Origin of the sequence: Devosia geojensis, assembly GCF_000969415.1 — a bacterium.
Lineage (GTDB): Bacteria > Pseudomonadota > Alphaproteobacteria > Rhizobiales > Devosiaceae > Devosia > Devosia geojensis.
This window is the reverse complement of sequence record NZ_JZEX01000109.1, coordinates 1-25,633: the sequence shown is the minus strand read 5'-3', so window position 1 is coordinate 25,633 and position 25,633 is coordinate 1. Positions and strand designations below refer to the sequence as shown.

Annotated in this window: 31 protein-coding genes; 20 read left to right on the top strand and 11 right to left on the bottom strand. The window is 66.3% G+C overall.

What is annotated here, in order from left to right; genetic code table 11:
- Nucleotides 1-3: 3 nt before the first annotated feature.
- On the top strand, nucleotides 4-570 hold the full coding sequence (locus VE25_RS11695; RefSeq protein WP_046108808.1) for an LOG family protein: 567 nt from the start codon (nucleotides 4-6) through the stop codon (nucleotides 568-570).
- A 227-nt stretch (nucleotides 571-797) separates the two neighbouring features.
- On the opposite strand, the gene VE25_RS11690 is transcribed toward VE25_RS11695, so the two are convergent.
- The 5 genes from VE25_RS11690 to msrB all read right to left on the bottom strand — a co-directional run bounded on the left by VE25_RS11690 (nucleotide 798) and on the right by msrB (nucleotide 5,101).
- Nucleotides 798-1,313 (bottom strand): response regulator, encoded by a 516-nt coding sequence (locus VE25_RS11690; RefSeq protein WP_152664600.1) that lies wholly within the window; start codon nucleotides 1,311-1,313, stop codon nucleotides 798-800.
- A gap of 134 nt (nucleotides 1,314-1,447) precedes the next feature.
- Nucleotides 1,448-2,050 carry a superoxide dismutase gene (locus tag VE25_RS11685; RefSeq protein WP_046108806.1) on the bottom strand — a complete coding sequence of 201 codons (603 nt, stop codon included), beginning with the start codon at nucleotides 2,048-2,050 and terminating at the stop codon, nucleotides 1,448-1,450.
- A 107-nt stretch (nucleotides 2,051-2,157) separates the two neighbouring features.
- A complete protein-coding gene (locus VE25_RS11680) occupies nucleotides 2,158-4,242 on the bottom strand; it encodes a S9 family peptidase (RefSeq protein WP_046108805.1) in 2,085 nt (694 codons plus the stop codon).
- Nucleotides 4,243-4,262: 20 nt separating this feature from the next.
- Nucleotides 4,263-4,691, bottom strand: coding sequence for a hypothetical protein (locus tag VE25_RS11675; RefSeq protein ID WP_152664599.1), 429 nt, complete (start codon nucleotides 4,689-4,691; stop codon nucleotides 4,263-4,265).
- 5 nt (nucleotides 4,692-4,696) lie between these two features.
- Nucleotides 4,697-5,101, bottom strand: a complete 405-nt coding sequence (gene msrB / locus VE25_RS11670) for a peptide-methionine (R)-S-oxide reductase MsrB (protein ID WP_046108804.1) — start codon at nucleotides 5,099-5,101, stop codon at nucleotides 4,697-4,699.
- A gap of 195 nt (nucleotides 5,102-5,296) precedes the next feature.
- Between msrB and VE25_RS11665 the strand changes: the two genes are divergently transcribed.
- The 10 genes from VE25_RS11665 to VE25_RS23360 all read left to right on the top strand — a co-directional run bounded on the left by VE25_RS11665 (nucleotide 5,297) and on the right by VE25_RS23360 (nucleotide 13,195).
- Nucleotides 5,297-7,705 carry a putative monovalent cation/H+ antiporter subunit A gene (locus VE25_RS11665; RefSeq protein ID WP_046108803.1) on the top strand — a complete coding sequence of 803 codons (2,409 nt, stop codon included), beginning with the start codon at nucleotides 5,297-5,299 and terminating at the stop codon, nucleotides 7,703-7,705.
- Complete coding sequence (locus VE25_RS11660; protein ID WP_046108802.1) at nucleotides 7,702-8,130, top strand: Na(+)/H(+) antiporter subunit B; 429 nt, start codon at nucleotides 7,702-7,704, stop codon at nucleotides 8,128-8,130. Before VE25_RS11665 ends, VE25_RS11660 begins: the two co-directional genes overlap by 4 nt.
- Complete coding sequence (locus VE25_RS11655; protein WP_046108801.1) at nucleotides 8,130-8,504, top strand: Na+/H+ antiporter subunit C; 375 nt, start codon at nucleotides 8,130-8,132, stop codon at nucleotides 8,502-8,504. Before VE25_RS11660 ends, VE25_RS11655 begins: the two co-directional genes overlap by 1 nt.
- A 1-nt stretch (nucleotide 8,505) precedes the next feature.
- A complete protein-coding gene (locus VE25_RS11650) occupies nucleotides 8,506-10,116 on the top strand; it encodes a proton-conducting transporter transmembrane domain-containing protein (protein WP_046108800.1) in 1,611 nt (536 codons plus the stop codon).
- A 4-nt stretch (nucleotides 10,117-10,120) separates the two neighbouring features.
- Nucleotides 10,121-10,603: a Na+/H+ antiporter subunit E gene (locus VE25_RS11645; protein WP_046108799.1), complete on the top strand. Its 483-nt coding sequence runs from the start codon at nucleotides 10,121-10,123 to the stop codon at nucleotides 10,601-10,603.
- On the top strand, nucleotides 10,600-10,923 hold the full coding sequence (locus VE25_RS11640; RefSeq protein ID WP_046108798.1) for a cation:proton antiporter: 324 nt from the start codon (nucleotides 10,600-10,602) through the stop codon (nucleotides 10,921-10,923). Before VE25_RS11645 ends, VE25_RS11640 begins: the two co-directional genes overlap by 4 nt.
- A 2-nt stretch (nucleotides 10,924-10,925) precedes the next feature.
- Nucleotides 10,926-11,270 carry a monovalent cation/H(+) antiporter subunit G gene (gene mnhG / locus VE25_RS11635; RefSeq protein ID WP_046108797.1) on the top strand — a complete coding sequence of 115 codons (345 nt, stop codon included), beginning with the start codon at nucleotides 10,926-10,928 and terminating at the stop codon, nucleotides 11,268-11,270.
- Between the two features lie 135 nt (nucleotides 11,271-11,405).
- A complete protein-coding gene (locus VE25_RS11630; RefSeq protein WP_046108796.1) occupies nucleotides 11,406-11,828 on the top strand; it encodes a Ros/MucR family transcriptional regulator in 423 nt (140 codons plus the stop codon).
- A 220-nt stretch (nucleotides 11,829-12,048) separates the two neighbouring features.
- Nucleotides 12,049-12,441, top strand: coding sequence for a helix-turn-helix domain-containing protein (locus VE25_RS11625; protein WP_046108795.1), 393 nt, complete (start codon nucleotides 12,049-12,051; stop codon nucleotides 12,439-12,441).
- A complete protein-coding gene (locus VE25_RS23360; RefSeq protein WP_244466911.1) occupies nucleotides 12,428-13,195 on the top strand; it encodes a DUF6456 domain-containing protein in 768 nt (255 codons plus the stop codon). Before VE25_RS11625 ends, VE25_RS23360 begins: the two co-directional genes overlap by 14 nt.
- Nucleotides 13,196-13,198: 3 nt before the next feature.
- On the opposite strand, the gene VE25_RS11615 is transcribed toward VE25_RS23360, so the two are convergent.
- Both VE25_RS11615 and VE25_RS21875 read right to left on the bottom strand, forming a co-directional pair.
- Nucleotides 13,199-13,630 (bottom strand): SufE family protein, encoded by a 432-nt coding sequence (locus VE25_RS11615; protein ID WP_046108794.1) that lies wholly within the window; start codon nucleotides 13,628-13,630, stop codon nucleotides 13,199-13,201.
- A 61-nt stretch (nucleotides 13,631-13,691) separates the two neighbouring features.
- A complete protein-coding gene (locus tag VE25_RS21875) occupies nucleotides 13,692-13,982 on the bottom strand; it encodes a hypothetical protein (protein ID WP_052731916.1) in 291 nt (96 codons plus the stop codon).
- Nucleotides 13,983-14,311: 329 nt separating this feature from the next.
- Here VE25_RS21875 and VE25_RS11605 point away from each other — a divergent pair, with 329 nt between their 5' ends.
- From VE25_RS11605 to VE25_RS11595, 3 genes are read left to right on the top strand one after another with little or no spacing between them, the layout of a single operon-like run.
- Nucleotides 14,312-16,117, top strand: coding sequence for a PAS domain-containing sensor histidine kinase (locus tag VE25_RS11605; RefSeq protein ID WP_046108792.1), 1,806 nt, complete (start codon nucleotides 14,312-14,314; stop codon nucleotides 16,115-16,117).
- A complete protein-coding gene (locus VE25_RS11600; protein ID WP_046108791.1) occupies nucleotides 16,114-17,415 on the top strand; it encodes a peptidoglycan-binding domain-containing protein in 1,302 nt (433 codons plus the stop codon). The genes VE25_RS11605 and VE25_RS11600 overlap by 4 nt, the downstream gene beginning before the upstream one ends.
- A 31-nt stretch (nucleotides 17,416-17,446) precedes the next feature.
- Entirely contained in the window at nucleotides 17,447-17,782 is a 336-nt protein-coding gene (locus tag VE25_RS11595) for a DUF1491 family protein (protein WP_046108790.1), read from the top strand.
- 20 nt (nucleotides 17,783-17,802) lie between these two features.
- Here VE25_RS11595 and VE25_RS11590 read toward each other — a convergent pair whose 3' ends face one another.
- Nucleotides 17,803-18,951 carry a DUF2336 domain-containing protein gene (locus VE25_RS11590; RefSeq protein WP_046108789.1) on the bottom strand — a complete coding sequence of 383 codons (1,149 nt, stop codon included), beginning with the start codon at nucleotides 18,949-18,951 and terminating at the stop codon, nucleotides 17,803-17,805.
- Between the two features lie 367 nt (nucleotides 18,952-19,318).
- Here VE25_RS11590 and VE25_RS21870 point away from each other — a divergent pair, with 367 nt between their 5' ends.
- The gene (locus VE25_RS21870; protein WP_152664598.1) at nucleotides 19,319-20,107 is read left to right on the top strand and encodes a hypothetical protein; all 789 of its coding nucleotides are present in this window, start codon (nucleotides 19,319-19,321) and stop codon (nucleotides 20,105-20,107) included.
- 223 nt (nucleotides 20,108-20,330) lie between these two features.
- Here VE25_RS21870 and VE25_RS11580 read toward each other — a convergent pair whose 3' ends face one another.
- Complete coding sequence (locus tag VE25_RS11580; protein ID WP_046108788.1) at nucleotides 20,331-20,603, bottom strand: hypothetical protein; 273 nt, start codon at nucleotides 20,601-20,603, stop codon at nucleotides 20,331-20,333.
- Between the two features lie 305 nt (nucleotides 20,604-20,908).
- Here VE25_RS11580 and VE25_RS11575 point away from each other — a divergent pair, with 305 nt between their 5' ends.
- The 3 genes from VE25_RS11575 to VE25_RS11565 are packed head-to-tail and all read left to right on the top strand — an operon-like array spanning nucleotide 20,909 to nucleotide 22,652.
- On the top strand, nucleotides 20,909-21,256 hold the full coding sequence (locus VE25_RS11575) for an ArsR/SmtB family transcription factor (protein ID WP_046108830.1): 348 nt from the start codon (nucleotides 20,909-20,911) through the stop codon (nucleotides 21,254-21,256).
- Nucleotides 21,257-21,264: 8 nt separating this feature from the next.
- Complete coding sequence (locus VE25_RS11570) at nucleotides 21,265-21,753, top strand: SRPBCC domain-containing protein (RefSeq protein WP_046108787.1); 489 nt, start codon at nucleotides 21,265-21,267, stop codon at nucleotides 21,751-21,753.
- Between the two features lie 17 nt (nucleotides 21,754-21,770).
- A complete protein-coding gene (locus tag VE25_RS11565) occupies nucleotides 21,771-22,652 on the top strand; it encodes an alpha/beta fold hydrolase (RefSeq protein WP_201776077.1) in 882 nt (293 codons plus the stop codon).
- Between the two features lie 48 nt (nucleotides 22,653-22,700).
- On the opposite strand, the gene VE25_RS11560 is transcribed toward VE25_RS11565, so the two are convergent.
- Nucleotides 22,701-23,240, bottom strand: coding sequence for a TetR/AcrR family transcriptional regulator (locus VE25_RS11560; protein WP_046108786.1), 540 nt, complete (start codon nucleotides 23,238-23,240; stop codon nucleotides 22,701-22,703).
- A 99-nt stretch (nucleotides 23,241-23,339) separates the two neighbouring features.
- Here VE25_RS11560 and VE25_RS11555 point away from each other — a divergent pair, with 99 nt between their 5' ends.
- Both VE25_RS11555 and VE25_RS11550 read left to right on the top strand, forming a co-directional pair.
- Nucleotides 23,340-24,119, top strand: a complete 780-nt coding sequence (locus tag VE25_RS11555) for an SDR family NAD(P)-dependent oxidoreductase (protein WP_046108785.1) — start codon at nucleotides 23,340-23,342, stop codon at nucleotides 24,117-24,119.
- A gap of 17 nt (nucleotides 24,120-24,136) precedes the next feature.
- Nucleotides 24,137-25,138, top strand: coding sequence for an NADP-dependent oxidoreductase (locus VE25_RS11550; RefSeq protein ID WP_046108784.1), 1,002 nt, complete (start codon nucleotides 24,137-24,139; stop codon nucleotides 25,136-25,138).
- 75 nt (nucleotides 25,139-25,213) lie between these two features.
- On the opposite strand, the gene VE25_RS22990 is transcribed toward VE25_RS11550, so the two are convergent.
- On the bottom strand, nucleotides 25,214-25,633 hold a 420-nt coding region (locus VE25_RS22990; RefSeq protein ID WP_046108783.1), incomplete at its 5' end, for an MFS transporter.

Here is a 25,633-nt window from a genome sequence, read left to right as displayed (position 1 = left end):
CGCATGCACCAACCCCTGGCGCACCCGACCCTCGCCGTCTTCGCCTCCGACAAAGGGCCCGGCGACGCGGAACGGTCGAGCATCATGTCCCAGGCGGGCAGCTATCTCGCCCGTCGCGGCGCGCGGGTTCTGTGTCTTGCCGAACGGGGAACGCTGCCGATTCCGCTGATCACCGCGGTGCGCGCAGCCGGGGGGGAGGCGGCGGTCGTCGCCGACGCTAGCATCGTCCTGCCGCCGGCGCTTTCGGACGTGCCCATCGAGGTGATTTCCGATCCCACCGAGCGGCTTGCCCGCATCGCCCTGCAGACGGACGCCTATATCGGCCTGCCGGGGTCGCTGGCATCGGTCTCCAGCCTCTTTACCGCTTGGACGGCGGCGCGGCAGGCCGGCATGGCGCGCCCGGTGGTGCTGCTCAACAAGAACCGCGCCTTCGAAGCGATGCGCGGCTATGCCGCCGACGTGCTCTCGCATGGCCTGCGCGGTTATGACCGGGTAATTCAGTTCGCCGATTCGGTGGAGGACGTGTGGGTCCGGGCGGCGCGGATGATCGAGGAGTGCGGGGGAAGGTAGAGGCGGCCTCGTGGCTCGAGGCTTGTCTGCGGCCGGTGCCTTATCAAGGCTGACAACAGAATCTATTCAAGGCCCCCTCACCCGGCGCTTCGCGCCGACCTCTCCCCCAAAGGGAGAGGTGTGGTGCCCGGTGTTGCCGGGGTGCCCCCTTCACCTCTCCCTTTGGGGGAGAGGTCGGCCCAATGGGGGGGGCCGGGTGAGGGGGCCTTGGTGCCCTCGGCAGGCACTCAGGCGTTCTCGGGGAAGAGCTCCACCACGTTGTCGCCGAGGCGCCGGCCATGGTTGGCTGGGCGCGTGCCGGGCAGGCGGTTGCGCCGCTCGGGCCCGCGATAGCGGGGCGCTAGGACGAAAGGACGCTCGCGTTCGAGGCGTGCGATGACGCGCTCGAGCAGATGCCGCGGCGACATGGGCTTGACGATGACCTCGTCGATGCCCGCCGCGATGCTCTTCTCGCGCAATGCGGTGGTGACGGTGCGGGTAAGGGCGATGGCCTGGAAATCCTCGCGCACGATACCCCTGTCCGCCCGCAGCGCCGCAACGATGCCGGCCGCGGATTCCCCGTCACGGTCGAGATCGACCACCAGCACATCGACCGGCGCGATGCGTATATAGGTGAGGAGCGCCACCTCGCTCTCGAACGGGCGCACGCGCAGCCGCGAGTCGGAGCGCAGCACCATCGTCAAAACCGACGACAACGCCGGGTTTGCGGCGAGAACGGCAACGATCCTGCCCGGCTGACTCAACGGCGAAACTCCATGGTTAACAATTTGTTACCATGAGAAAACGGCGGGAAGAAGGGGGCGGTTGCGTTTTCGCGCAGCAAAAGAAAGGCCCGCCCACGGAGTGGACGGGCTGAAGCAAAGCTCGCAAGGAGCTGTTACTTGCCGGCCTTCTCGAAGAGCTCGGCGACATAGTCCCAGTTGACGAGGTTGTCGAACCAGGCTTCGAGGTACTTCGGACGCGCGTTGCGGTAGTCGATGTAGTAGGAATGCTCCCACACATCGACGCCGAGCAGCGGCGTGCCGCCATGAACCAGCGGGTTCTCGCCGTTCGGGGTCTTGGTGACCTCGAGTTTGCCATCCTTGAACGAAAGCCACGCCCAGCCCGAACCGAACTGGCCAAGGCCCGCGGCCAGGAAATCCTCGCGGAACTTGTCGAAGCCGCCAAGATCGGAATCGACGGCCTTCTGCAGCGCGCCCGGCAGGGATTTGCCGCCGCCGTTCGGCTTCATCCACTTCCAGAAATGGATGTGGTTGTAGTGCTGGCCGGCGTTGTTGAAGAGGCCGGCGTTCTTGCCGTAGCTCTCCTTGACGATCTCCTCGAGGCTCTTGCCTTCGAGACCCGAATCCTCGAGCAGCTTGTTGCCGTTGGTCACATAGGCCTGGTGGTGCTTGTCGTGGTGGAACTCGAGGGTCTCCGCCGACATGTAGGGCGCCAGCGCGTCCTTGGCATAGGGCAGTTCGGGCAGTTCAAAAGCCATTGTAGCCTCCTTGGATAGTGATGGATTCCGCCGAGGACGCGGAACGGGGTGGGGTTCCTGATATAAGCCGATTGTGACGGTGCTACAATCGGTTGCGGTATAGCGGGTTACGCCTCGAGGCCCACCGACTTCACCGCAAAGGCGTAGCAGATGGCAGTCTCCTTGATGCGATCGAAGCGCCCCGAGGCGCCGGCGTGGCCGGCGCCCATATTGGTCTTCAGGTACAATGGCGCGTCGCCGGTCTTGGTTGCGCGCAGCTTGGCCACCCACTTGGCCGGCTCCCAGTAGGTGACGCGCGGATCGGTGAGACCGGCCAGCGCCAGGATCGGCGGGTAATCCTGCGCCGAGACCTGTTCGTAGGGCGCGTAGGAAGCGATGCGCTGGTAATCCGCGGGAATCGTCAGTGGATTGCCCCATTCGGGCCATTCGGGCGGGGTCAGCGGCAGGGTGTCGTCGAGCATGGTGTTCAAGACGTCGACGAACGGCACCTGCGCCAGGATCGCCGCCCAGAGATCGGGCCGCATGTTGGCGACGGCGCCCATCAGCATGCCGCCAGCCGATCCGCCCTGAGCCACGATCCGATCGCGCGCGGCAAAGCGCTTCTCGACCAGCATTTCGGCGGCGGCGATGAAATCGGTGAAGGTGTTGACCTTGTGCTCGCGCCGGCCGAGCCGGTACCAGCGATAGCCCTTTTCCATGCCGCCGCGGATGTGGGCGATGGCGTAGACGAAGCCGCGGTCGACGAGCGAGAGCACGGAGGTGGAAAAGGCCGCCGGCATCGACATGCCATAAGCGCCATAGCCGTAGAGGAGAGCAGGGACGGTGCCGTCGAGCGGCAGGCCCTTGCGGTAGAGCACCGTGACCGGCACCTGCTCGCCATCGGGCGCCTCGGCAAAGACGCGGCGCGTCTCGTAGTCGGCCGGATCGTGGCCGGAGGGCACCTCCTGTTCCTTGAGGAGCGTGCGCTCGCCGGTTTGCGCGTCGTAGTCGTAGGTGCGGTTGGGCGTCGTCGGCGAGGAATAGGTGAGGCGGAAGGTCGTGGTGTCGAACTCGTAACCGAGCGACATGCCGAGAGAATAAGCCTCCTCCTCGAACTTGACCGTCTCTTCCCTGCCCGTGCGCAGGTCGCGGATGACGATGCGTGGCAGTCCCTCGAAGCGCTCGAGGCGGATGAGGTGGTTCTTGATGACGCCGATATCGAGGATGAGGACGCCCTGCTGGTGGGGAACGAGGTCGGTCCAGCTCGCCGCGTCCGGGGTTTCGACCGGCGTAGTGACGATCTTGTAGTCCTCGGCGCCACCGGCATTGGTGCGGATATAGAGGAGCCCTTCGCGTTCCTCGACCTCGTACTCGCGCTCGACGACGCGCGGCGCGACGAGCCGGGGCTCGCCGCCTTTGTCGGCGTCGATCAGCCAGACCTCCGAGGTCTGGTGGTCATGGGCATCGATGACGATGAATTTGTCCGACTGGGTGCGCCCGACGCCGACGAAGAAGCCGGGATCCTTCTCCTCGTAGACGATGGCGTCGCTTTCCTGCGGCGTGCCGATGTCGTGCCGGCGGATGCGGAACGGGCGGTGGTTCTCGTCATATTCGGCATAGTAGAGCGAGCGGCTGTCGTTGGACCAGACGTAGTCGCCGGCGGTGCCGGTGATGACTTCCGGGCTGTCCGTGCCGGTCTCGAGGTCGCGGATGACGATGTCGTAATATTCCGAGCCGGCGCGGTCCGTGGCCCAGGCGAGGTAGCGGTGCGAGAAATCGTGCTCTGCGCCGGCAAAGCCGAAATAATCGTCGCCCGCCTCGACATTGCAGTCGAGCAGCACCGTTTCCTCGCCGCCCTCGCGCGGCGTGCGCACAATGAGGGGATACTGCTTGCCCTCGAGCATGCGCGAATTATAGGCCCACGGCCCGTCCGGGGTCGGGACGCCCGAGTCGTCCTCTTTCATGCGTCCGCGGATTTCCTTGTAGATCGCCTCGCGCAGAGCCTCCGTCGGCGCGCCGAACTCGGCCTCGTAATAGGCGTTCTCGGCCTCGAGATAGGCGCGGATCTCGCCGTCCAGTGTCTCCGGCTTCTGCATCACCTCCTGCCAGTTGTCGGCGCGCAGCCAATGGTACGGGTCGTCGCGCGTGACGTTGTGGTGCGTGGCCGCGTGAGGCTTGCGAGCAGCAACCGGCGGGGTGGGCTTGGTCGTCATCGGAGGGGTCTCTTGGAACGTTAGGAGTTCGCACCGTTCAGGTGCAGCAGAAGGGCGTCCAGATCACCGCCCAGAACGCTATGGGTAATGCTTGCCAACTCCAATTGGCAAGGTTGCTCGCCCAACTGGAACAACAGAACCACGGGCAGGTTCAAGGCATGGGCGAACGCCGACTCCATCAGCGTATTGGCGCCAACATAGCCACTGACACTATGTTTGTCGTAATTGGCCACAAGAACGACATCGGACGCTCGTATCAGGTCGAGGTGCCGGTCGATGTACCCTCGTTTTCGCGAGAGCGCCTCGCCCTCGGTTAGAGCTGCCCAGTTGACAGCCACTTCTTCCCGGTGTGGCGTATGAACGGTATGACCTCGTTCGATAAGGCGCACGGCGAGTTCTTCTACCGCATCGATGAAGGTCATCGATGCGCAAATAGCGACAGTCGCCATGGGCACTACCCCCTCGGCTCGAAATCGAGCGAAGTGCCGTTCATGCAGTAGCGCAGGCCCGTCGGCTGGGGGCCGTCGGGGAAGACGTGGCCGAGATGGGCGCCACAGTTGTTGCAGTGGATCTCGGTGCGCACCATGCCGTGCGAATTGTCGACGGTCTCGCCGACGGCATCCGGGCTGATGGGCTTGTAAAAGCTCGGCCAGCCGCTGCCGGATTCGTATTTCGTCGAGGCTTCGAAGAGCGGCTGTCCGCAGGCGACGCAATGATAGATGCCGTCGCGCTTCTCTACGTTGAGCGGGTGGGAAAAGGCGCGCTCGGTGCCGTGCTCGCGAGTAACGCGGTATTGTTCGGGGGAGAGTTCGGCCCGCCACTCGGCGTCGGTCTTCTTGACCTTGAAGTCTTCGCTCATCGCTTCGTCTCCTTGTTTCGGAAGATGTAGGCGTCCCTGTCGCGGCTTGCTACCCAAAAACGCGCACGACTTGTGGGTGGGACCGACTGACGCGCCGATTTGGCTTGTCCTCGGGGGTTCAATCGGTAATCTCCCCGGCAATTTCCAACCCGCCGGTACGAATCGTCGTCCGGCCAAGGCAGGAGCCTTGCCCGCGTGGGATACTCGCCCGAAACGAGCATCATTCTTGTCGCGATCGCTCCGTTCCTGGCCGCGATCCTGGCGCCGGCGACGGCGCGGTTCACCGGCGCCCATGCCGGATGGGTGCTGGCCATCGTGCCGGCGGCGATCTTCGTCTTTCTGTTGAGGTTTCTCGAGCCGGTGGCGGGCGGGGAGATCGTGACGGCGAGCCTCGAATGGGCGCCGGCCTACGGCATCGCGCTCTCCTTCCTCATAGACGGGCTGAGCCTGACCTTCGCGCTGACGATCTCGGGGATCGGCGCGCTGATCATCATCTATTCGGGCTCCTACCTCGCAGGACACCCGCACCAGGGGCGGTTCCTCGGCTTCATGCTGGCCTTCATGGGCGCGATGCTGGGGCTGGTGCTCTCCGACAGCATGGTGGCGCTCTTCACCTTCTGGGAACTGACCTCGGTCACCTCGTTCCTGCTCATCGGGTTCGACCATGCCCGCCAGGCCGCGCGGCGCGCCGCCATCCAGGCGCTGGTGGTCACCAATCTCGGCGGGCTCGCCCTGCTGCTCGGTGCGCTGGTCGTTCAGCAGATCACCGGCCGGTGGGAGTTGAGCGGCGTGCGCGAGACCGGCGACCTGCTGCGCGAGAGCCCCTTCTACGGACTGGCGCTGGTGCTCTTCCTTCTCGCGGCCTTCACCAAGTCGGCGCAGTTCCCGCTGCATTTCTGGCTGCCCAACGCCATGGAAGCGCCGACGCCCGTTTCGGCGTTCCTGCATTCGGCGACGATGGTGCAGGCGGGCGTCTATCTCCTGGCGCGCATGACACCCGTGCTCGGCGACACGCCGGCCTGGATGACGATCCTGACCCTTTTCGGCGGCGTGACGCTGCTATGGGGTGCGGTGGCGGCCATCAAGCAGATCGACTTGAAGCAGATGCTGGCGCAGACGACGATCGCCTCGCTGGGGCTGCTCGTCCTTCTGATCGGGCTGGGGAGCGAGGCGGCGATCGCAGCGATGATCGTCTATTTCGTTGCCCACGCCTTCTACAAGGCCGGGCTCTTCCTCACCGTCGGCGTCATCGACCACGAGACGGGCACCCGCGACATCACCGCGCTCGGCGGTCTGATGCGCAAGATGCCGGCGAGTTTCATCGCCGCGGCGCTTGCGGCCGTTTCCATGATCGGCTTGCCGCTGACCGTCGGGTATCTCGCCAAGGAAGAGATGTATCTGGCCCTCGCCGAAGCGGACGCCGCGAGCCTTCTCGTACTCGCCGTGCTGATCGCCGGCAACGCCCTGCTGGCCGGCGTCGGCATTGCGGTCGCGGCGCGCCCGTTCACCGGTCCGACGGTGGAAACGCCCAAGCCGGCGCATGAGGGACCGCTTGCGCTCGTCGCGGGACCGCTGGTGCTGGCGGTGCTCGGCATCGCCGCCGCGCTCGCCGTCGGTTGGTTCGGGCATGCGATCCTCGAGCCGGCAGGCACGGCAATCCTCGGGCTTCCCGTCGAAAGCCACCTGACCCTGGCGCTCAACCCGGCGTCGGTCCTCTTCTGGCTCTCCGTGCTGACCTGGGCCCTGGGCGTCCTCGTCTTCTACCAGCTCGATGCGCTGCGCGCGTTCCTGCGCCGCCTCGAAACTGGCTTCGGCTGGACGTTCGACAAGGGGTTCGATGCCGCCATGTTCGGGCTCATCCGCCTTTCGGGCGCGGCCACGCGGTTCCTGCATCACGGGCGGCTCGAGCTCTACCTCGTCGTGTTCTTCGCGCTTTTCGCCATCGCTCTCATCGTGCCGCTCGTCAGCCTCGGCGGGCTCGAGACGCTGGCACCGGCCGTGTCCCTCGGGCAATGGGCCGCGACCGGCTGGTCCTGGTCGGACCTTGCCATCTACGAGTGGGCGGTGGTCGCGCTCGCCATCATCGGCCTCGTGGTGCTGGTCGCGGCGCAGAACCGGCTGGTCGCCATCGTGTCGCTGGGCGTGCAGGGCATAGCGGTGGCTTTGCTCTTCCTGCTGTTCGGCGCGCCGGACCTCGCCTTCACCCAGTTCATGGTCGAGATCCTCTCCGTCGTGATCCTGACGCTGGTGATGACGCGCCTGAAGCTCGACGAGCGTGACCGGCGCCCGTTCGAGGATGCGATGCGCGACGGCACCGTCGCCGTGCTCTGCGGCGCGGGGGTGACGTTGCTGCTCTCGACCATTCTGACCGGTACGCTCGACACGCGCCTCAGCGACTTCTTCCTCGCCACCAGCGTGCCGATCGCCCACGGGCACAACATCGTCAACGTGATCCTCGTCGACTACCGCGGCTTCGACACGCTGGGCGAAATCAGTGTCGTCATGGCCGCCGGCATCGCCATCCTCGCCCTCATCCGCGGGCAGCGCGGGGGGCGTGCCGCCCGGCAGGTCGAGCCGAAACCTGCGGGCGAGGAGGCGAGATGAACACCGTCATCTTCCGCACCATCGCGCCGCTCATCGTCGCCATCATGGCGGTGTTCTCGGTCTATATCCTGTTGCGCGGCCACAACGAGCCGGGCGGCGGCTTCATCGGCGGGCTGATCGCGGCATCCGCCATTGCCATCCTCGGCATGTCCTCGAGCGTGCGGGACGTACGGCGGGCGCTGAAGTTCGATCCGCTGGCCTATGCCGGGTTCGGCGTCTTCATCGCCGGGCTTTCGGGGCTCGCCTCGCTTTTCATCGATGCGCCGTTCATGACCAGCATCTGGCTCTATCTCGAGCTTGAAGGAACGGAAGTGGCGCTTTCGACGCCGATGGTCTTCGACATCGGTGTTTATCTGGTCGTCTTCGGTACGATCTCGGCTGTCGCGCTTGCCCTCGAGGACGAGCGGGACGGAGGGGGGGAGTGATGAACTACATCCTGGCTGCGCTCATCGGGGTCTTCGTTGCCGTTGGCGTCTATTTCCTGCTGTCGCGCTCGGTCATCCGCATGCTCCTGGGGGTGACCATCTTCGGCAATGCGGTGAACCTGTTGATCTTTGTCGGCGGGCGACTAACGCGCGAGGTGGCGCCGATCGTGCCCTATGGCGAGGAGACGATCGCTGGCGCCGCCAACCCTCTGCCGCAGGCGCTTGTCTTGACGGCGATCGTCATCGGCTTTTCGATGTTCACGTTCCTGCTGGTGCTGGCCTTCCGCACCTATCAGGCGCTCGATGCCGACAATACCGACAACATGCGGCTGGCCGAACCCGAGGACGGCTGCCGGCCGCCGCTGAGCTACTGACATGGCAGCGACGAGCAGCTCACTGCCGCAGGCCATGATCGAGACGGCGACCGCCGCCGCCGACTGGGTGATCGTGCTGCCCATGGCGCTCTGCCTGATGGGCGCGGCGCTGCTGCTGACGACCCGCCGCGCCCGCATGTTCCATGCGGGGCTCGCGATCCTCTTTCTTGTCGCCATCATCGCCTGCGAGGCGATGCTCTTTGCCCGTGTGATGGCCGAGGGACCGGTCTCCATGACCATGGGCAAATGGCTGCCGCCCTTCGGAATCAGCTTCACCGCCGATATCTTCGGCGCCGGCTTCGCCCTGACTTCGGCGGTGGTGACGCTCGTCCTCGTCGTGTACATGCAGATGGACCGCACGCCCGGCGACAACCGCGACGGGCAGTTCGCCATGGTGCTGCTGCTGCTCGCGGGCGTCACCGGTTCGTTCCTCACCGGCGATTTCTTCAACCTCTACGTGTGGTTCGAGGTGATGCTGATCGCCTCGTTCGGGCTGATCGTGCTCGGCGGGCGCGGGCTGCAGCTCGACGGGGCGGTCAAGTACGGCTTCCTCAACTTCATCGCGACGACGCTGTTCCTCATGTCGCTGGGCCTGACCTATGGGCTGCTCGGCACCCTCAACATGGCCGATATCGCCCTTAAAGCGCCCGATGCCAATCCGGCGGCGCTCGCCGGTATAGCCGCGCTCCTGCTGCTGGCCTTCGGCACCAAGGCGGCGGCGTTTCCGGTCAACGCGTGGCTGCCTGCCTCCTACCACACGCCGCCGGCGGCCGTTTCGGCGCTGTTCGCGGGGCTTTTGACCAAGGTCGGCATCTGCGCGCTGATGCGCGCCCTGCTGATGCTGTTCCCGGCAAGCCGCGATCTGCTCGAGCCGGTGCTGGTTGCAATCGCCGTCGCCACGCTCGTCATCGCGCCGCTCGGGGCCATCGCCGAGACCAATTTGCGCCGGGCAATGGGCTTCGTCGTCATCGGCGGCATCGGCGTCGTTTTCTGCGGCATCGCCCTGCCGAGCGCCGAAGGCGTTGCCGGCTCGGGCTTCTATATCTTCCACGCCATCCTCACCATGACTGCGCTCTACCTCATTGCCGGACTTGTCGAGAAGGTGACGGGCGAGACCGACAGCCGGCGCATGGGCGGCATCTACGCAGCGAGTTCCCCGCTTTCGATCCTCTTCATCGTCCTGGTGCTGGCCGCGGCGGGCGTGCCGCCTTTCCTCGGTTTCTGGCCGAAGCTTCTTTTGATCCAGGCAGGGCTGGAACGTCTAGACCTGGCAACGCCGGGGGCGGCTATCGACTGGACGGGCCTTGCGGTCGCGATCGCGCTTCTCGTCAATGCCTGGCTGACGCTCATCGCCGGAACGCGCCTCTGGGCGCATATCTTCTGGCGGGCAGGCACCGAGGGCGACCGCTCCGAGCACCAGGCGGCCAACGTGCGACCGCTCTCGCGGCGTGAGGGGTGGTTCGGGTTGGGGGCGACAGCGGCCCTGACCGGGGTTATCGTCGTCGCCGGGCTCCTGCCCGACCTCGCCTTCGAGGCCGCCCGCACCGGGGCCGCCGACTTCATCGACCCGTCGCGCTATATCGCGGCCGTCGGCCTCGCACCGGAGGAGTAGGCCCATGAACATCCTGCTCTTGATCCTGGTTCTCGCGTTCGTCTGGGCGACGATCACCGGCGCCTTCACGCTTCTCAACCTGCTGCTCGGGGCGGGGATCGGCGCGGCCGCGGTACTGTTGCTGCGCGCCTATCTCGCGCCCCCCCGTGCGCTCCGCCAGGTGCGCCGCGCACTTTCGCTGGCGGGGCTTTTCCTGCGCGAACTGTTTATGAGCGCGCTGCGGGTCGCGGCCATCGTGCTGCGCCCGGACATGCGCCGCACGCTGCGCCCGGCCATCGTCGCGGTGCCGCTCGACGTCAAGTCGAACGCCGAGATCACGCTTCTGGCCAACCTCATCACGCTGACGCCAGGAACGCTCAGTACCGTCGTGTCGGAGGACAGGACCAAGCTCTTCGTCCACGTCCTCACGCTCGAGAGCCGGGAAGCGCTCATCGCCGATATCAAGAACGGATTCGAGAAAAAGGTCATGGAGGTATTCGCCCAATGACCGGCGCCGAGTTCCTGTCGCTGGCAACGCTGATCGGCCTGGCTATCCTGGGCCTGGCGCTGATCCTCGTCGTCGTGCGCATCGTCATCGGCCCGACGCTGCCCGACCGGGTGCTGGCGCTCGATGCGCTGACGACGGTCGGCCTCGGGTTCGTATGCGTCATTGCCGCGCGCACCGGGCTGATGCTCTACCTCGACATCGCCATCGCACTGGCGTTGCTCGGGTTCCTCGCCACCATCGCGTTTGCCCGCTACATCCTGGCACGCACGGCTGCCAACCGGGCCGAGGATATCCGCGCGCGGGCCGGGGAAGAGGGCTGAGCATGGTAGATGTCGTTCAATATGTGGCCGGGGCGCTGATCCTGACGGGCTCGTTATTTGCGCTCCTCGCCGCCATCGGCATACTGCGCCTGCCCGATCTCTATACACGCATGCACGCGGCCTCGAAGGCGGGGGCAGTGAGCGCCGGTTTCATCCTGGCGGCGGTGGCCTTGTTGTCGGCGGACATGCCCATTATTTTACGCGCATTGGTTGGATTCATCTTTTTGCTTTTGACGACACCGGTTTCTGCGCACCTTCTGGCACAGGCAAGCTGGCGTTCTGGTTACAAACCCGCCGCTTCCACTGTGATCAATGATCTGGATGCTGAAATTCAGTCACATTCCTAATGAATGGTAAGAAAATGAAGCACTGGGAAAATTGATCCCACTGCTTGCATTGCTTATGGAAGAACACTACGAATCCGCGGTCACGCGAGCGCCCCCTTTCTGCGTGACTAATCAAGAATAGCGAAAGGTTGAGATATGAGTGACCCCGTTGGCACGGCGCCCGTATTCGATAACGATCTAATTGAGCTGAGCACCGAGATCGTCTCGGCATACGTCAGCCACAATGCCGTCAGCCCGACGGATCTGCCCAAGCTGATCGCGGAAGTGCACTCGGCGCTGCGCGCACTGCAGGGCAACGAAGCTCCGGCGCCGGCCGAGGAGCTCAAGCCCGCCGTGCCTGTCCGCAAGTCGGTGACGCCCGACTACATCGTGTGCCTGGAGGACGGCAAGAAGTTCAAGTCGCTTAAACGGCACCTGCGCACCCACTACAATCTCTCTCCCGAGGAATACCGCGAGAAGTGGGGCCTGCCGGCCGACTATCCGATGGTCGCGCCCAATTACTCGGCGACCCGCTCCAAGCTCGCCAAGGACAACGGTCTCGGCCGCAAGGCAGGCTGAGTCTCGCAACAGAGTTGCAACAAGGTGGCCGCCCGCAAGGGCGGCCCTTTTGTTTTTGGGGCTAGAGATCGAGCTGCCCGCCGCGCGCCAAACCACTGATCCATAATCAGAAACCGTATCTCTGCGCGCAAATAACGTCAGCGTCACGCCCAACTTATCCCCGCGGGATTGTCTTCTGCGATGATCTAGGAATAAATTCCTTGATCCGTGGAGACGCACCATGCAGCATTTCGTCGCCGGCACCAGCAAGCCGGTTGCCTCCCTTACGCCCCCGCCGCAGCCCCGGAGCGACTGGCAATGCGAGCTTATTCTTCACGTCGTATCAAAGACGTATGACGTGCCGCCCTATCTCATTCTCCACCCCAAGCGCTGCATGGCGACGACCGCCCGCGCCCGGCAGCTGAGCATGTATCTCACTCATGTGCTGCTGGGCCGGCAGTTCAAGGATGTCGCCCAGGTCTTCGGTCGAGATAGGACAACTGTCTCATATGCATGCGCCAAAGTCGAGGACATGCGCGACGATCCGGGCTTCGAGAACGAGCTGGCCGATCTCGAGCGGCAGATCGTCGGCGTGCTGGAACGTAGGGAGGATGACGGCCATGGCGCGCTCTGAACTCATCGCCCGGCGCTTCGTGCGCACGCTGTTGCCGAACTTCCGGGCCGTCCGCAAGGCCGACGGCAGCTACGAAGTCGAGCGCGCGGATCGAAGCGTCAGGCTCGACGCGGGCGAGGCCGGGCGGCTTGTCGACATCGGCGTGCTGGTGGTGGAAGGGGAGGTGCTGCGCGCCACGGGCGGGGCGCGCGCCTGGCTGGACAGCAAGCGGCCGGCCACGGAGCCGGTCCTTGCCCGCCACGCCGACATGACGGCCATGCCGGACGGCAGGCTGAAGGACCTCGGCGAAAGCCCCCTGGCGCGGCTGGCGCTCGCGGTCAACGGGCAGGACCCGTTTCTCGCGCCGCACCATGTGGAGGCGGGGGAACGGATCAGGCGGCTCGCCGGGCGGGCGCAGATGATCCAGCGCACCACCATGTCCTACGATCCGGCGCGGGCTGCCTCGACCAAGGGCGCGCGGGGCGGCGGGGGCGACATCGCTGAGAGCGCGTTGGACGCAAGACGCAGGATCGGCGACCTGCTGGACGCTTTGCCGCGCGACTGCGCCGGGGTGGTGCTGGATGTCTGCGGACTGCTCAAGGGCTTGCAGACGGTCGAGGCCGAACGCGGGTGGCCGCGCCGCAGCGCCAAGCTGGTGCTGCGCATCGGCCTCGATCAGCTCGCCGCGCGACTGGGGCTGGATCCCGAGGCACGGGGCCGGGAACGGGGAAGGGTGCAGGGCTGGCTCGACGCGCGCCCGACGCGCTTCGAGTGAGTTTTAGCTGAGGGCGGCTGCCGCTTCCGTGCGGATGCGGTTGACCATGGCGACGAGCCCGTTGGAGCGCTGTGTCGTCAGGTGCTCGCGCAGGCCCAGTTCGTCGAAGAGGGCGATGGCGTCGGTGTTGGCGATCTCTTCGACGGGCCGGCCCGAATAGAGGGCGAGCAGCACGGCGACGAGCCCCTGGACGATCATGGCGTCGGACTCGCCCCGGTAGGTCAGGGCGGGCCGGCCATCCGCCGCCTCGCTCTTGTGCGAAACCAGCCAGACCTGCGAGACGCAGCCATTGACCTTGTTTTCGGGCGCGCGCTCTGACGGCTCGAGCTTCGGGAGGGTCTGGCCGAGCTCGATGATATAGCGGTAGCGGTCCTCCCAATCGTCGAGGAAGGAGAGGTTCTCGGCTATGTCCTGAAAGGCCTGCGGGGTGCTCATGCACCCTATCTAGGGGATGACGACCGGCATTTCCAGTCGCCTCGCGATGAGGTGCGTGTCCTCAGCCGGCCCTGTCGGGACGCGGGCGCGGAAGCGGCACGGAACCCGGTTCAGCGGGAGCGGCGGCCGCGACGACCGGCGCCGGTTCGGCGATTGCGGCCGAGAGCACGGCCTTGCCGCCGACGCACGCGATGGTGGTGCATTCATCGGCAGCGATCGCTTCGGCCACCACCTGGCGGCCGGCTGAAAGGGCCTGGCCGGAAAGATCCTGGGCCGCGCGCTCGAGGTCGACACCCGGCTTGATGACGAGAAAAGCGACGGTGAGCCAGAAGGCCGAGCGCACGAGGAACATGGGGTGTCTTCCCGGACGAAGGTTGCGTTTGCCAGTGCCGGCAACGCTAATCGCATTCGATTAAACCGCGCTCGCACTTTTCGATAAAATTTGAATCAAATGCCCGTGGCGGGGGTAAGGCGGGGCAAGGTCTTGTTTACGCTAAACCGAGAAAGCACGCGGTGGGAACCGGTTAGCCGCCCCGCGACTTAATCGTGTCTTAGGTGTTCGCCGTCACGGTTAACGCGACAGACCCGAAACGTATTCGGGCGGCACGGGCAGAAAGCCCGACCGGGGCAATACTGGCCCCGGCACTACGCAAGGCGTCGGGGCAAGTGAGTTCTAGTTCGATGGGCAGGCTTTTCTCTTTTCGCGCAAGCAAAGAGACGTCGACGGCAGCGGCCGGTCCGGCGGCGCGTCCCGATGCGATGCGCCGCGCGGCGCTGGCCGACAACGCCCTGGTGCTGATTCTCCTAGCCGCCCTCGCCATGCCCGTCGCCATCTACGCGCTCGTTGCGCTGCGCGAGGGGCTGGCCCTGACGGTGGCCGGCATCTTCCTCGTCGGCGGCATGGCGAGCCTTTCGCTCAATCGCACCCGCCAGTTCGCCGAGGCCGCGGGCGCGCAGGTCGCAACGATCATCGTGGCCGGCGGCGTCCTGGCGGTGGCCGACCGGCACATCGCCGACTTCGGCATCGCGACGGCAGTGCTGGGGCCGGTGCTCGCGTCCCTGCTCGGCGATGCCAAGCTGCGCCAGCGCAGCTGGGCGGCGTTCGCACTCGCGGCCGTGGCGAGCATCGCCCTTTCGGGAGCGGGCCTGTCGATCGGCATCGATCCGGCGGCGCGGCCCGGACTCGTCGCCTTCGCCGCCGCCGCGATCGTCGTGGCGATGTCGGCCAATCGCGTCAACCGCGCCTACGAGGTCTACGAGAAGGCGCAGATCAACGCCTACCGGCACCTCGTGGAGCATATGCGGGACGGCGTGATGCGCTTTTCCGAGGACGGCGAGCTGCTCTATGCCTCGCCGTCTTGCGAGACCCTCTTCGGCTGCCGCCGCTACGAACTCGGTGACGGGAGCCTTGCCGGGCGCGTGCACGTCGCCGATCGCCCGGCCTACATGACCGCTTTTGCCGATGCCAACCGCGGCGGAACCGCCCGCACCATCGAGGTGCGCATGCGCCGCGACCGGCCCGGCGAATCCGCCCAGGTGCCCCGTTACCTCTGGGTCGAGATCGGTTTCTCGCCCATTCCCGAGGCCGGGCGCAGCGGCGGCCCCTGCGAGGTCGTGGCGCTGCTGCGCGATATCAGCGAGCGCAAGGACCAGGAGCAGCAGGCGCGCGAGGCGCGCAAGGCCGCCGAGCAGGCGTCGGTCGCCAAGTCGCGGTTCCTGGCGACCATCGGCCATGAGCTGCGCACCCCCCTCAACGCCGTCGTCGGCTTTTCCGAGATGATGACGCAGGGCATCGGCGGCGAGCCGAACCCGACGCATCGCGAATACGCCGCGCTCATCCACCAGAGCGGCAAGCACCTGCTCGAGGTCGTCGGCATGCTGCTCGACATGTCGCGCATCGAGGCGGGCAAGTTCGAGCTGCAGACCGATACCTTCGCGCCCGAAGGCCTGGTCGAGCCGAGCTTCCGCATCGTCGAGGCGCTGGCGCGCGAGCGGGGCACGACCCTCGAGAGCGATATCTCCCGCCCCTTGCCCGGCCTCGTCGCCGACGAGCGGGCCTGCCGGCAGATCCTCATCAACCTGCTCTCGAACGCCATCAAGTTCTCGCACCCGGGAACGCAGGTGACCGTCTCGATGAAGCGGCAGGGGCAGGACCTCAACATCTCGGTCAGCGACCGCGGCATCGGCATGGACGCCTCGGCGGTAGCGCGGATCGGCGAGCCGTTCTTCCAGGCCAATGACGGCCTCGACCGCCGGCACGAAGGCACGGGGCTGGGGCTTTCCATCGTCAAGGGACTGGTGGACCTGCACGGGGGGACGCTGCGCGCCGTATCCGAGATCGGGGTGGGGACAACCGTCACCGTCCTGCTGCCCTTAAACGGTCCGGCAATAAAAGTGGCGGAAACTGCGCCGGTCACGACCCTGCACCGCGAGTCTCCGCCCGCCCAAACGACCTCATGGCAAGACGAAAAAAGAAAAGCTCTATGACGGCCTCAACGCTCTCCCACCTGCCCATGGCCGCAGGCAGCGCTGCTCTTGCCGGCCTCGGCCGCGCGGGGATGTGGGCGATCGCCCGCTACATGCGCGCGCCGCTGGCCAATACTGGCATGCTGGCCCTGGCCACGATGACCGCGCTCGCCGGCACCAACGCGCTCTACAACCAGCACACCGAGCACCCGGCGCCGCTGTTCGCGCCATCGCCGCTCGCGCCGATTCCCGCCGAACGACCGGACGATCTGGCGGCGACGCCCGAATCGCAGGTGCTGGTCGCGCCGCAGGTCGTCGCGGCGCCGGCCGTCACGCCGCTCGCGCAGCCGGTGACCGGCGAGACGACGGGAAGCGTCGCGCCTACGGTTCCGGACCAGCCGGTGGGCAATGTCGAAGTCTTCCAGGTGCAGAAGAAGCTGTTCGAGCTGAAGCTCTTCGAAGGCGAGGTCGACGGCTACTATGGGCCGATGACCGCGCGCGCCATCCGAGCCTTCGAGGAGCGCAACGGACTGACGCCGCAAGGTGCGTTGACGCCGACGGTGATCAAGGCGATTCTCGAGGCAGATGCGGAAGGACGGATGCCCGCCCCTCCACCGGCGCCGACGGTCGCCGCCGCGCCGGCGCCCGCGCCGCAGGCGACGATTCCGGCCCCGCAATCGACCGCGACGGCGGCTGCCCCGGCACCCGCCGCGGCGCCCATCGAGGTCGCCGAGCAGCCCGATATCCTCATCGGTCCGGTCGAAAGCCGTTCCAACCCCATCGACGCGGTCGTCGCCTCGGCGACCGACACGATTGATTCGATCATTTCCGAGCTCGACACCCGCGGCACCCCGTCCCAGCCGGCCCAGCGCCCGGTGCCGGCGCTGCCGCTGCTCTCCAGCCCTGAACCCAGCGCGGCGAGCCAGCCCATGCCCGAGCCGATCGCGTCCGCGCCACGCCCGACCGCGCCGGTGACGCAGGCCGCGACGCCGGCAGCGACGACGACGCCAGCGACGACCGGCGAGCCCCGTCAGGCGGCGAGAAACACGCCGCAGGCGACGCAAGCGCCCGCCCAGCAGCCCTCGGCCGCGCGCGGCCCGACGCAGCAGGTCACCCCGGCAACCGGCCGCGAACTGGTGATGCAGGTTCAGCGCGGGCTCGCCAGCCTCGGTTTCCTGCACGGCGCCATCGACGGGCAGGCGAACGAAGCCACCGCCCGGGCGATCCGCAACTTCGAGGTCTACCACAACTACCGCGTCACGGGGCAGGTGAGCCCGGCGCTGGTTGACATGCTGGTGGCCGCGGGGGCAAGCGTTTAGTCAAGCGAATGATCGCTGTCTGACGGGGCCAATGTCCTACCTTCGAAGCGACCTCTGGTGCGGCGCGTTCGTGCGCCGCCACAACGACCTCGGGCATTTCTGCGTCGTCTCGCGGCGGGGCGATCCCATCGCGGGCCAGGTGTTCGTCGAGGTCGACCACCTCAACGGCACCGTGTCGCTTTTTACCCCGGCCTCCTTTGCCGCCCGCGAGGAACCGACCGCCGATCGCCTGTTCCAGCTCCGCTTCGACAAGGAGGAGCCGGCAAAGGTGCGCGAGCGCATCGAACGCGAGATCGAGTTCGATCCGGACCTCTGGGTGCTGAGTCTCGAGCTGCGCCAGGGCGATATCGGGCTGCTGGTCGTTTAGGCTCGCCGCGTGCTGAATGGCTATCCCGCCCGGCGGGTGCCGATGCGGGCGAGGGCTTCGATCGCCTGGTCGATGGCCGGGTTGCGGGCGGGGGCGGGCGCGGCGACGGGCGTGCGCTTGCTCTCCTGCGTGAAGGGCTGGTACTCGGGCCGCACGAGCTCGAGCAGGTTCACCTCGCCGCGCCAGGCGCTCATCAGGTAGGCCATCGAATCCTGCGGGATGGTGCCGAAGAGCGTGACGAACTCGGCGAGCGCCTTGGAGCGGTCCTGGTCGTGCGAGGTGGCGTGGATGAGGACCTTGAGCCCGTCCTCGGCATTGCAGCCGAAGGCGCGCAGCACGACGAAGAGCGCGGCCCCGCTGGTATCGTGGGCGATCTGCCCGCAGCGCACCTCGTCGAGCCCGGTGATCTGCGAGAAGAGGCGGGTGACCTCGGGCCGGCGGTTCTCGGAGAAGAGCTTCATCAGCGCCTTGGTCAGCTCGGCGTTGGCGACCGAGATCTGCTCGATGGTGCGCTTGATGGGCGCGGCCGGGGTCTCGCGGCTGGAGAACGCGCGGATGACCTTGAGGCGGGCCGCATCGGAGAGGTCGAAGAAGGCGGGGGCGAGCAGGGCGGCATCGAAATCGGCGCGGGTGCTGAGCTCTTCGGCAACGATGTGGTCCATCTGCGCCGAGCGGGCCAGCGCGCTGAGATAGGCGCCGCGCAGCGCAATGGAGGTGTTGGCGGCGAGCGCCCGGTAGACCTTGCGCGAATTGACCTGGAAGAGCTTGGCGAGAACGATGTTGGTGGGGTCCGGCCGCGCGGCGAGCGCGGCGGCGACATCGGCGTCCTGGCGGGAGAGGAGATCGAGCATGGTGCGCTCGGAAAGATTCTCGGCCGTGCCGAGCCAGGCGACGAGATCGTCGCCGAGATAGGCGGCCACCAGCGATTCGAGGTCGGGGGTGAGCAGTTCGGCGCGCGCGAGGATCGCGGCGCCCTTGGCCCGCGCGTGCGGTCCGGCGGCCGGAAAGAGCCGGGCGGCCAGGACTTCGAACTGTTCCATCTCGGGAACCGTCGGCTTGCCGCGCCGCACATAGGCATCGCACGCCGCAATGAGCAGCGTGTTGGTTCGATCCACCCCGCCGCCGTCGATCAGAAGCTGAAACGTCTCATAGGGCTGAAATCCAAGCATTTCCCAAACCATTGACCGAGCCGACGCACCCCAATTGCGCCGAATCTACTCTTGCCCCCGATTCGTTAGCAGACTGTTAACCTTGACGAACTCTTAATGGCCCCGGCGCGAATGGATACGCGCGTGATTCAACCGAATGCCTGCCCCCTCGTGGGAACGGGGCGGAAACGAGCGGAGGACAGGTTGGGCAAACTTGTCGCGTTCACCAGGCGTAACAGCGTAGCCCCGAAGGGTCCCAAGCCCGGCGGCGGCGAGATCGTGATCTTTACCGGAGTGCGGTATGAGCGAGGCGGGCTTACTTCGTCGACACAGCGCTCCGATCCTGACAAGCCGAGGCGCCGGCGCGGATAGGCGGATGCGGCTGGGCATGGCCGCGATCGCGCTGCTGGCGCTCGCCGCCTGCGGGCCGCGCCCGGTGGGGGATTTCGGGCGGGCGGCGCCGAGCTACATGCACGACGTGGCGATGCCCGCCGCCGGCCGCTCGCTGGCCAATGCGCGGGGCGAGCCGGTCTCGGCCTTCAACCAGACGGACGAGGAGAAGCTGATGCACGACCGCATCTGGCGCTTCCTCGTTGCGCCGCACGCCAAGGACTGGTCGTTCGATTTCGTGACCGAGCTGCAGCGCACCCGCATCACGCCGGCCGGCTCGCGCAATTTCGGGCTCGAGCGCTATTACAAATGGCTGCGCGAGACGCACTACCAGTCCTCGACGGTGCGCTACGCAACGCTCGGCCGGCATATCCTTGCCGACATCGACACCATCCCGGCAACGTTCGCGGCGATCTGCGCGGTGGTCGAGGTCGACCGGCAGCGGGCCGAGGCGCTGGCGGCGCTCTCGCGGCTGGGGCCGGAGGACGCGGCCGAGGCGCGGGCGCGCAAAGCCGAGAACGACCAGTCGATCGCCTGGTTCGTCGCCATGCTGAACTACCGGTACCAGTCCTACAACTACGCGCTCGACCACCTGCTGGTCGAAACCCCGCATGCCCAGTCGGTGAGCACGGACTACGAACTCACCCGCCTCGGCCGCTTCGTCGAGCGCGCCAACGGCCATGATTTCTGCGGCGACCCGACCGGCCGCTACGCCCATGAGGGTGCGCCGCTTCCGTCTCGCTACGGCAAGCTGCCGGTGGACAACGAGGTCATCGCGATCAAGTAGCGGCGGCCGGGCGCCCGGACTGGGTTTGTCGGGCGTGGTGGAACGAGCGGCTCCATCGCCTCCCTTTCCCTCAAGGGGGAGGGATCGAGGGTGGGGGCGTGCGGTGGTCCACTGATGGACCCCCACCCCCTGCCCCTCCCCTCAAGGGGGAGGGGAGCCGGCCTGGGGCGTATCGAGATCCAGCCGGACGGCGCGACTGAATCTCGATACGCCCCAGCCGAAGTCAGGCCGCGACAACCTTGGCGGTCCAGGTGTTGGCCCGCACGGTGCGGCGGGCTTCGAGATGCCGGCCGGCCTGCGGCGCCTGCATGGCGTCCTGAACGTCCTGGACGGTGATGCCGAGATCGTCGAGGCGGCCCGGATCCATCTCGATCAGCGCGGCGAGCGCCAGGCGCTGGGTGCGGCGGGCGTGGAGGGCGCGGACAGCCTCGACCACGGCCTCGACGGCGCGGGAGACGAAGGGGGTGGTCGTTTCGGTAGCGAACGTCGTCGTCATTTCTTCCTCCTTGTGGCCCGTTATCCGGGCCGATGGAAAATGCCTTTGCGACTAGACGACGAGTGGGAAAAACCGGATTCGACATGCGGCGCGAAAATCGTCGGGCATGTCTTGCGGGGGAGGGTGGCGCTTCGCCGAACCGCTCGACCGGCGGGAACCGCGACAGGCGCTGTTGGCGGCAACGTCCCGATGGGTGGATAGCGGTCGTTCCGAACGCCAGCTGCTGGCACCCGGGCTCCTTGACACTCCCCTCTACCTTCTGTAACTAACCATTCAGTTAGCTAACCAATCGGTTAGGGATGGACATGCAAACCGACCAGCTCAGCCTCACCCTTTCGGCCATCGCCGACCCCACCCGCCGGGCCATCCTGATGCGGCTGATGGATGGGGAGGCGTCGGTCAAGGAGCTCGCGGCGCCGTTCGATATGAGCATTCCGGCGGTCTGCAAGCACCTCAAGGTCCTCGAAGGCGCCGGCCTCATCAGCCGTGGCCGCAACGCCCAGCTGCGGCCCTGCCGGCTCGAGGCGCAGCCGCTGCGCGAGGTCGTCGACTGGATCGAGGAGTTCGCAAGGTTCTGGGACACGAGCCTCGACCGGCTCGACGGGCTGCTCGAGCGCCTGCAGTCGGCCGATCCGACGGCCAGGAAGAACTGAGGCGCGCCATGGCCCGAGAGTCGCAGGAACACCCGGTGGAACAGCGCGAGCTCGTCATCACGCGGCGCCTCAAGGCGCCCCGCAGCCTCGTCTGGCGCACCTTCGAGGACCCGTACCTGCTCGCCCAGTGGTGGGGGCCGGAAAACTTCACCTCCACCATCAGCAAGCTCGACTTCCACGCCGGCGGCGAGTGGCACGTCACCATGCGGGCGCCGAACGGCACCGAGGTTCCCGTGCGCTACCAGTTCGTCGAGATCCTTGCGCCCGAGCGCATCGTCTACCACCCGCTGCCCTCGGCCGCGGCAGTCTGGCGCGACAACCCGCCGCCGACATATCTCGCGACCCTCACCTTCGAAGCGCTCGGCAACGAAACGGTCTTCACCATGCGCGCCGAGTTCGAGAGCGCCGCGGGTCTCGACTTCGCCATCAAGGGCGGCTTCGCCCTCGGCACCAACCAGGCTTTCGACAAGCTTGAGCGGCACCTCGCGACGTACTGATTGCAGGAGGAACGACCATGCTGAGACGCACCCTCGTGATCCTCGCCTTTGTGGCTGCGGCCCTCGCCGCAGCACCCGTCATTGCCCAAACCGCAGGAGACGATCCGATGAGCACCCCCTCGAGCACGGGCAAGGTCCCGGTCGGCGGCGCCGAAATCCACTACGAGATCCACGGCGACGGCCCGCCGCTGGTGCTGCTGCATGGCGGCGTCAACCCGTCCGACACGTTCGGCGCGCCGCTCGCCGCGATGGCAAAGACCCACCAGGTGATCGCCATCCATATGCGCGGCCACGGCTTCAGCACGGACAGCGACGAGCCCTGGTCCGCCGAGCTGATGGCCGACGACGTCGCGGCCGTGCTCCGGCGGCTCGGCATCGGCAAGGCGCGCGTCATGGGCTATTCGCTCGGCGCCGCCGTCGCGCTGCACGTTGCGATGCGGCACCCGGAGCTGGTCGAGAAGCTGGTGTCGGTCTCCGTCGCCTTCCGCACCGAGGGCGAATACCCCGAGGTCCGGCAGGCCTTCGAGCAGATGCCGGGCATGGCGGCCGCCATCGGCAGCCAGATCGCCGCTTCGCCGCTCGCGCAGCTCTACCCCGACGTCGACTGGGAGACGATGATGCGCAAGAGCGGCGAGATGAACCTCGTCGAACGTGACTGGAGCGAGGGGATCAAGGCCATCGAGGCCCCGACATTGCTGGTCTTTGCGGACGCGGATTCCATCCGGCCCGAGCACATGGTCGAGTTCTGGAAGCTGCTCGGCGGCGGCCAGCGCGACGCCGGGCTCGACGGCTCCCAGCGCCCCGCCAGCCAGCTCGCCATCATTCCCAACACGACGCACTACAGCCTGATCCAGTCGCCGCTCCTCACCGAGGTCGCGACGGCCTTCCTTTCGCAGTAGCGCTCAGCTCACGCGCAACCAGGATGTTGCCGCGCTTCAGGCGCTGACCTAGTCCGGCAAGCCGACAAACTTCCGGGCCGCGGCGATTATCTGATCCGACAGGTCCTCCGGTTCCACGAGGCGCGCCAGGACCATGGCGCCTATGAGAGTGGACCAGCGCCCCAGAGCGGCTGCCTGCATGTCCGGGTCGTCGCCGAATGCCTCAACCTGCCGCTGTATCCGCTCGCTGAGAACGTGACGGGTTTCAGCGGGCGCCCGCGAAATTTCCCCGCCAAGCGCTGCGAAGACGCAGCCGGTCTCAGGATGGTCCCGGTGCTGCCGCGTCAGGTAGGCATTCGCGAACGTTTCGAAGTCACCTGAAGACGTGCCATTGCTGACCCGCTGCTCGTCGGCCGCTGATGCGAGCGCCTCGTTCACAAGCTCCTGCTTGTTCGCGAAGTGACGGGGAAAGCCCCCATGTGTCATGCCCGCCGCGTCCATGATCTGAGCGACACTCACGGCTTCGACGCCGCGCTCCCGAAACAACCTCGACGCCGCTGTTATGATGGCTGCACGGCTCTGAGCCTTTTGATGCTGGCTGGTCCCCACGAAAAAACTCCAATCTAGATGATGTTCGTCATCTTGACTTCTGGATGATGACCATCATCTATGTGGCATCGATCATCTCAGTCTTCAACAGGTTCACTCATGTCCACAGCTCTCATCACCGGCGCGTCCGCCGGCATCGGCGCCAGCTATGCGCGCCGTCTCGTGGCACGCGGCTACGACCTGACCCTCGTCGCACGCTCAACGGACAAGCTTGAGGCCCTGGCCGAAGAGCTGCGCTCCTCCCGGTCCGTCAAGGTGGAGGTGCTGCCTGCAGATCTCACCGACGCAACGCAGCTGAACGCAGTGTCGGATCGTCTCCGTTCCGGCTCGCCGATAGATCTCCTGATCAACAATGCCGGTGATTCACTGCCGGGGACATTTGCCACGGCAAAGCCCGAGGCCTTGGCATGGCTGGTCCAGCTCAACGTCACAGCTCCGACATTGCTCGCTTCCGCCGCTGTGGCAGGCATGCTGGAGCGGGGAGAAGGCAGCATCGTCAATATCGGCTCGGCGGTTGCCCTGCTGCCGGAATATTTCCCCGGCATCTATTCCGCGACAAAGTCCTATATCCTGACGTTCTCGCAGGGACTGGCCGCTGAAGTCGGGCCCAGGGGCATCTACGTTCAGGCGGTGCTGCCTGCCGCGACGCGGACCGCGATCTGGGCCCGCTCCGGTGTGGATGTCGCGACCCTCCAGAACGTCATGGAAGTCGACGATCTGGTCGATGCCGCCCTGGTGGGCTTCGACCGGAAGGAGGCCGTGACAATCCCGCCGCTGGCCGACGCCGGACTTTGGGACGCGTTCCAGGCCGCCCGCCACGCCCTGCCGCCAAGCCTGGCCAATGCTGCGCCAGCCGAACGCTACCGCAGTAAGGCCTGAACCGAGGAGCGATACCTGTGAAGGCCTTCATCCTCGACAGCTACGGCAAGCGCGCGAACCTTCGTTTCGGCGATGTCGCCGATCCCTTGGTCCAGGACAATGACGTGTTGATTCAGGTGCACGCCGCAGGCGTGAACCAGCTCGACAGCAAGATACGCGACGGCGAATTCAAACCCATCCTGCCGTATCGCCCGCCATTCGTGCTGGGACACGACGTGGCCGGGACAATCGTCCAGGTGGGATCGAACGTCACGCGTTTCAGCGCAGGCGAGGCCGTCTATGCCAGGCCACGCGACGGGCGCATCGGCGCCTTCGCCGAGAAGATCGCCGTGGACCAAGCCGACGTTGCGATCGTGCCGGGATCCCTGACCATGGAGGAAGCGGCGTCCATCCCACTGGTTGGCCTCACCGCCTGGCAGGCCCTGGTCGAAATTGCCAAGGTGAAGAAGGGCCAGAAGGTCTTCATACAGGCTGGATCAGGCGGCGTCGGCACCTTCGCCATCCAACTCGCGAAGCATCTCGGAGCGGTGGTCGCGACGACCACGAGCGCGGCGAACATCGAGCTGGTTCAGGCGCTGGGCGCCGATATCGCCATCGATTATCGCACGCAGGATTTTGAGAAAATCCTGTCGGGCTACGATGTCGTGCTGAACAGTCAGGACAACGAAACGCTCAAGAAATCCATCGGCATTCTCAAGCCGGGCGGCATCGTGATTTCCATCTCGGGCCCACCCGATCCTGCATTTGCAAGACGCCAGAAGCTCAACCCCTTGATCGGCCTCGTGCTGAGGCTTGCCAGTTCGGGGATACGCAGAGCCGCCAAGCGCGCCGGCGTTCGTTACGCCTTCCTGCTGATGTCGGCCAATGGCGGGCAACTTGCAGAGATTTCTGCCCTTATCGATGCAGGCGCCGTCCGCGCCACCGTCGACAAGATATTTCCCTTCACACAAGCCAACGAGGCCTTGGCCTATGTCGACGCGGGTCGCGCGAAGGGCAAGGTTGTGATCAAGGTTCGGTAACACGGGGGGGTGAGGCGCCTGTCCGCGGTGTTGGTGAGCGGCGGGTCGGGAGAGTTGCGGGCAAGCGTCATCGCCTCAGGCGGGTGCGTCAGCGGGCATCGAGGCGTCGCGGAACCGCGAGAGCAGCAGAACCGTGCCCGTCCCCACCATCGTTGCGCCCGCAATTGTCAACGCCGCGCGATCGCCGAACTGCAGCGCCAGCCAGCCCCCTAGCGGCGCCGCCAACGCGATCAGGCCCCAGTTTATCGAGCGGATCGTCGTGTTCATTCGTCCCCTCAAGCGCGAGGGCGTCACCGCGTTGCGGAAACTCATCTCAAGGGGACCGCGCAAGCCAAGCCCTATGCCATAGACGAACTGCGCGGCGCAGAGTGCGTAGAGTACCGGGCCCGTCTGCGGCGTCACCGCCACCATCAGCCAGGCTAACCCCGTCAGAAAGTCGCAGAAGAGGATGGCCTTGCCCGTCCCGAGCAGCCGCGCCGTCCGTTCCGCCAATCC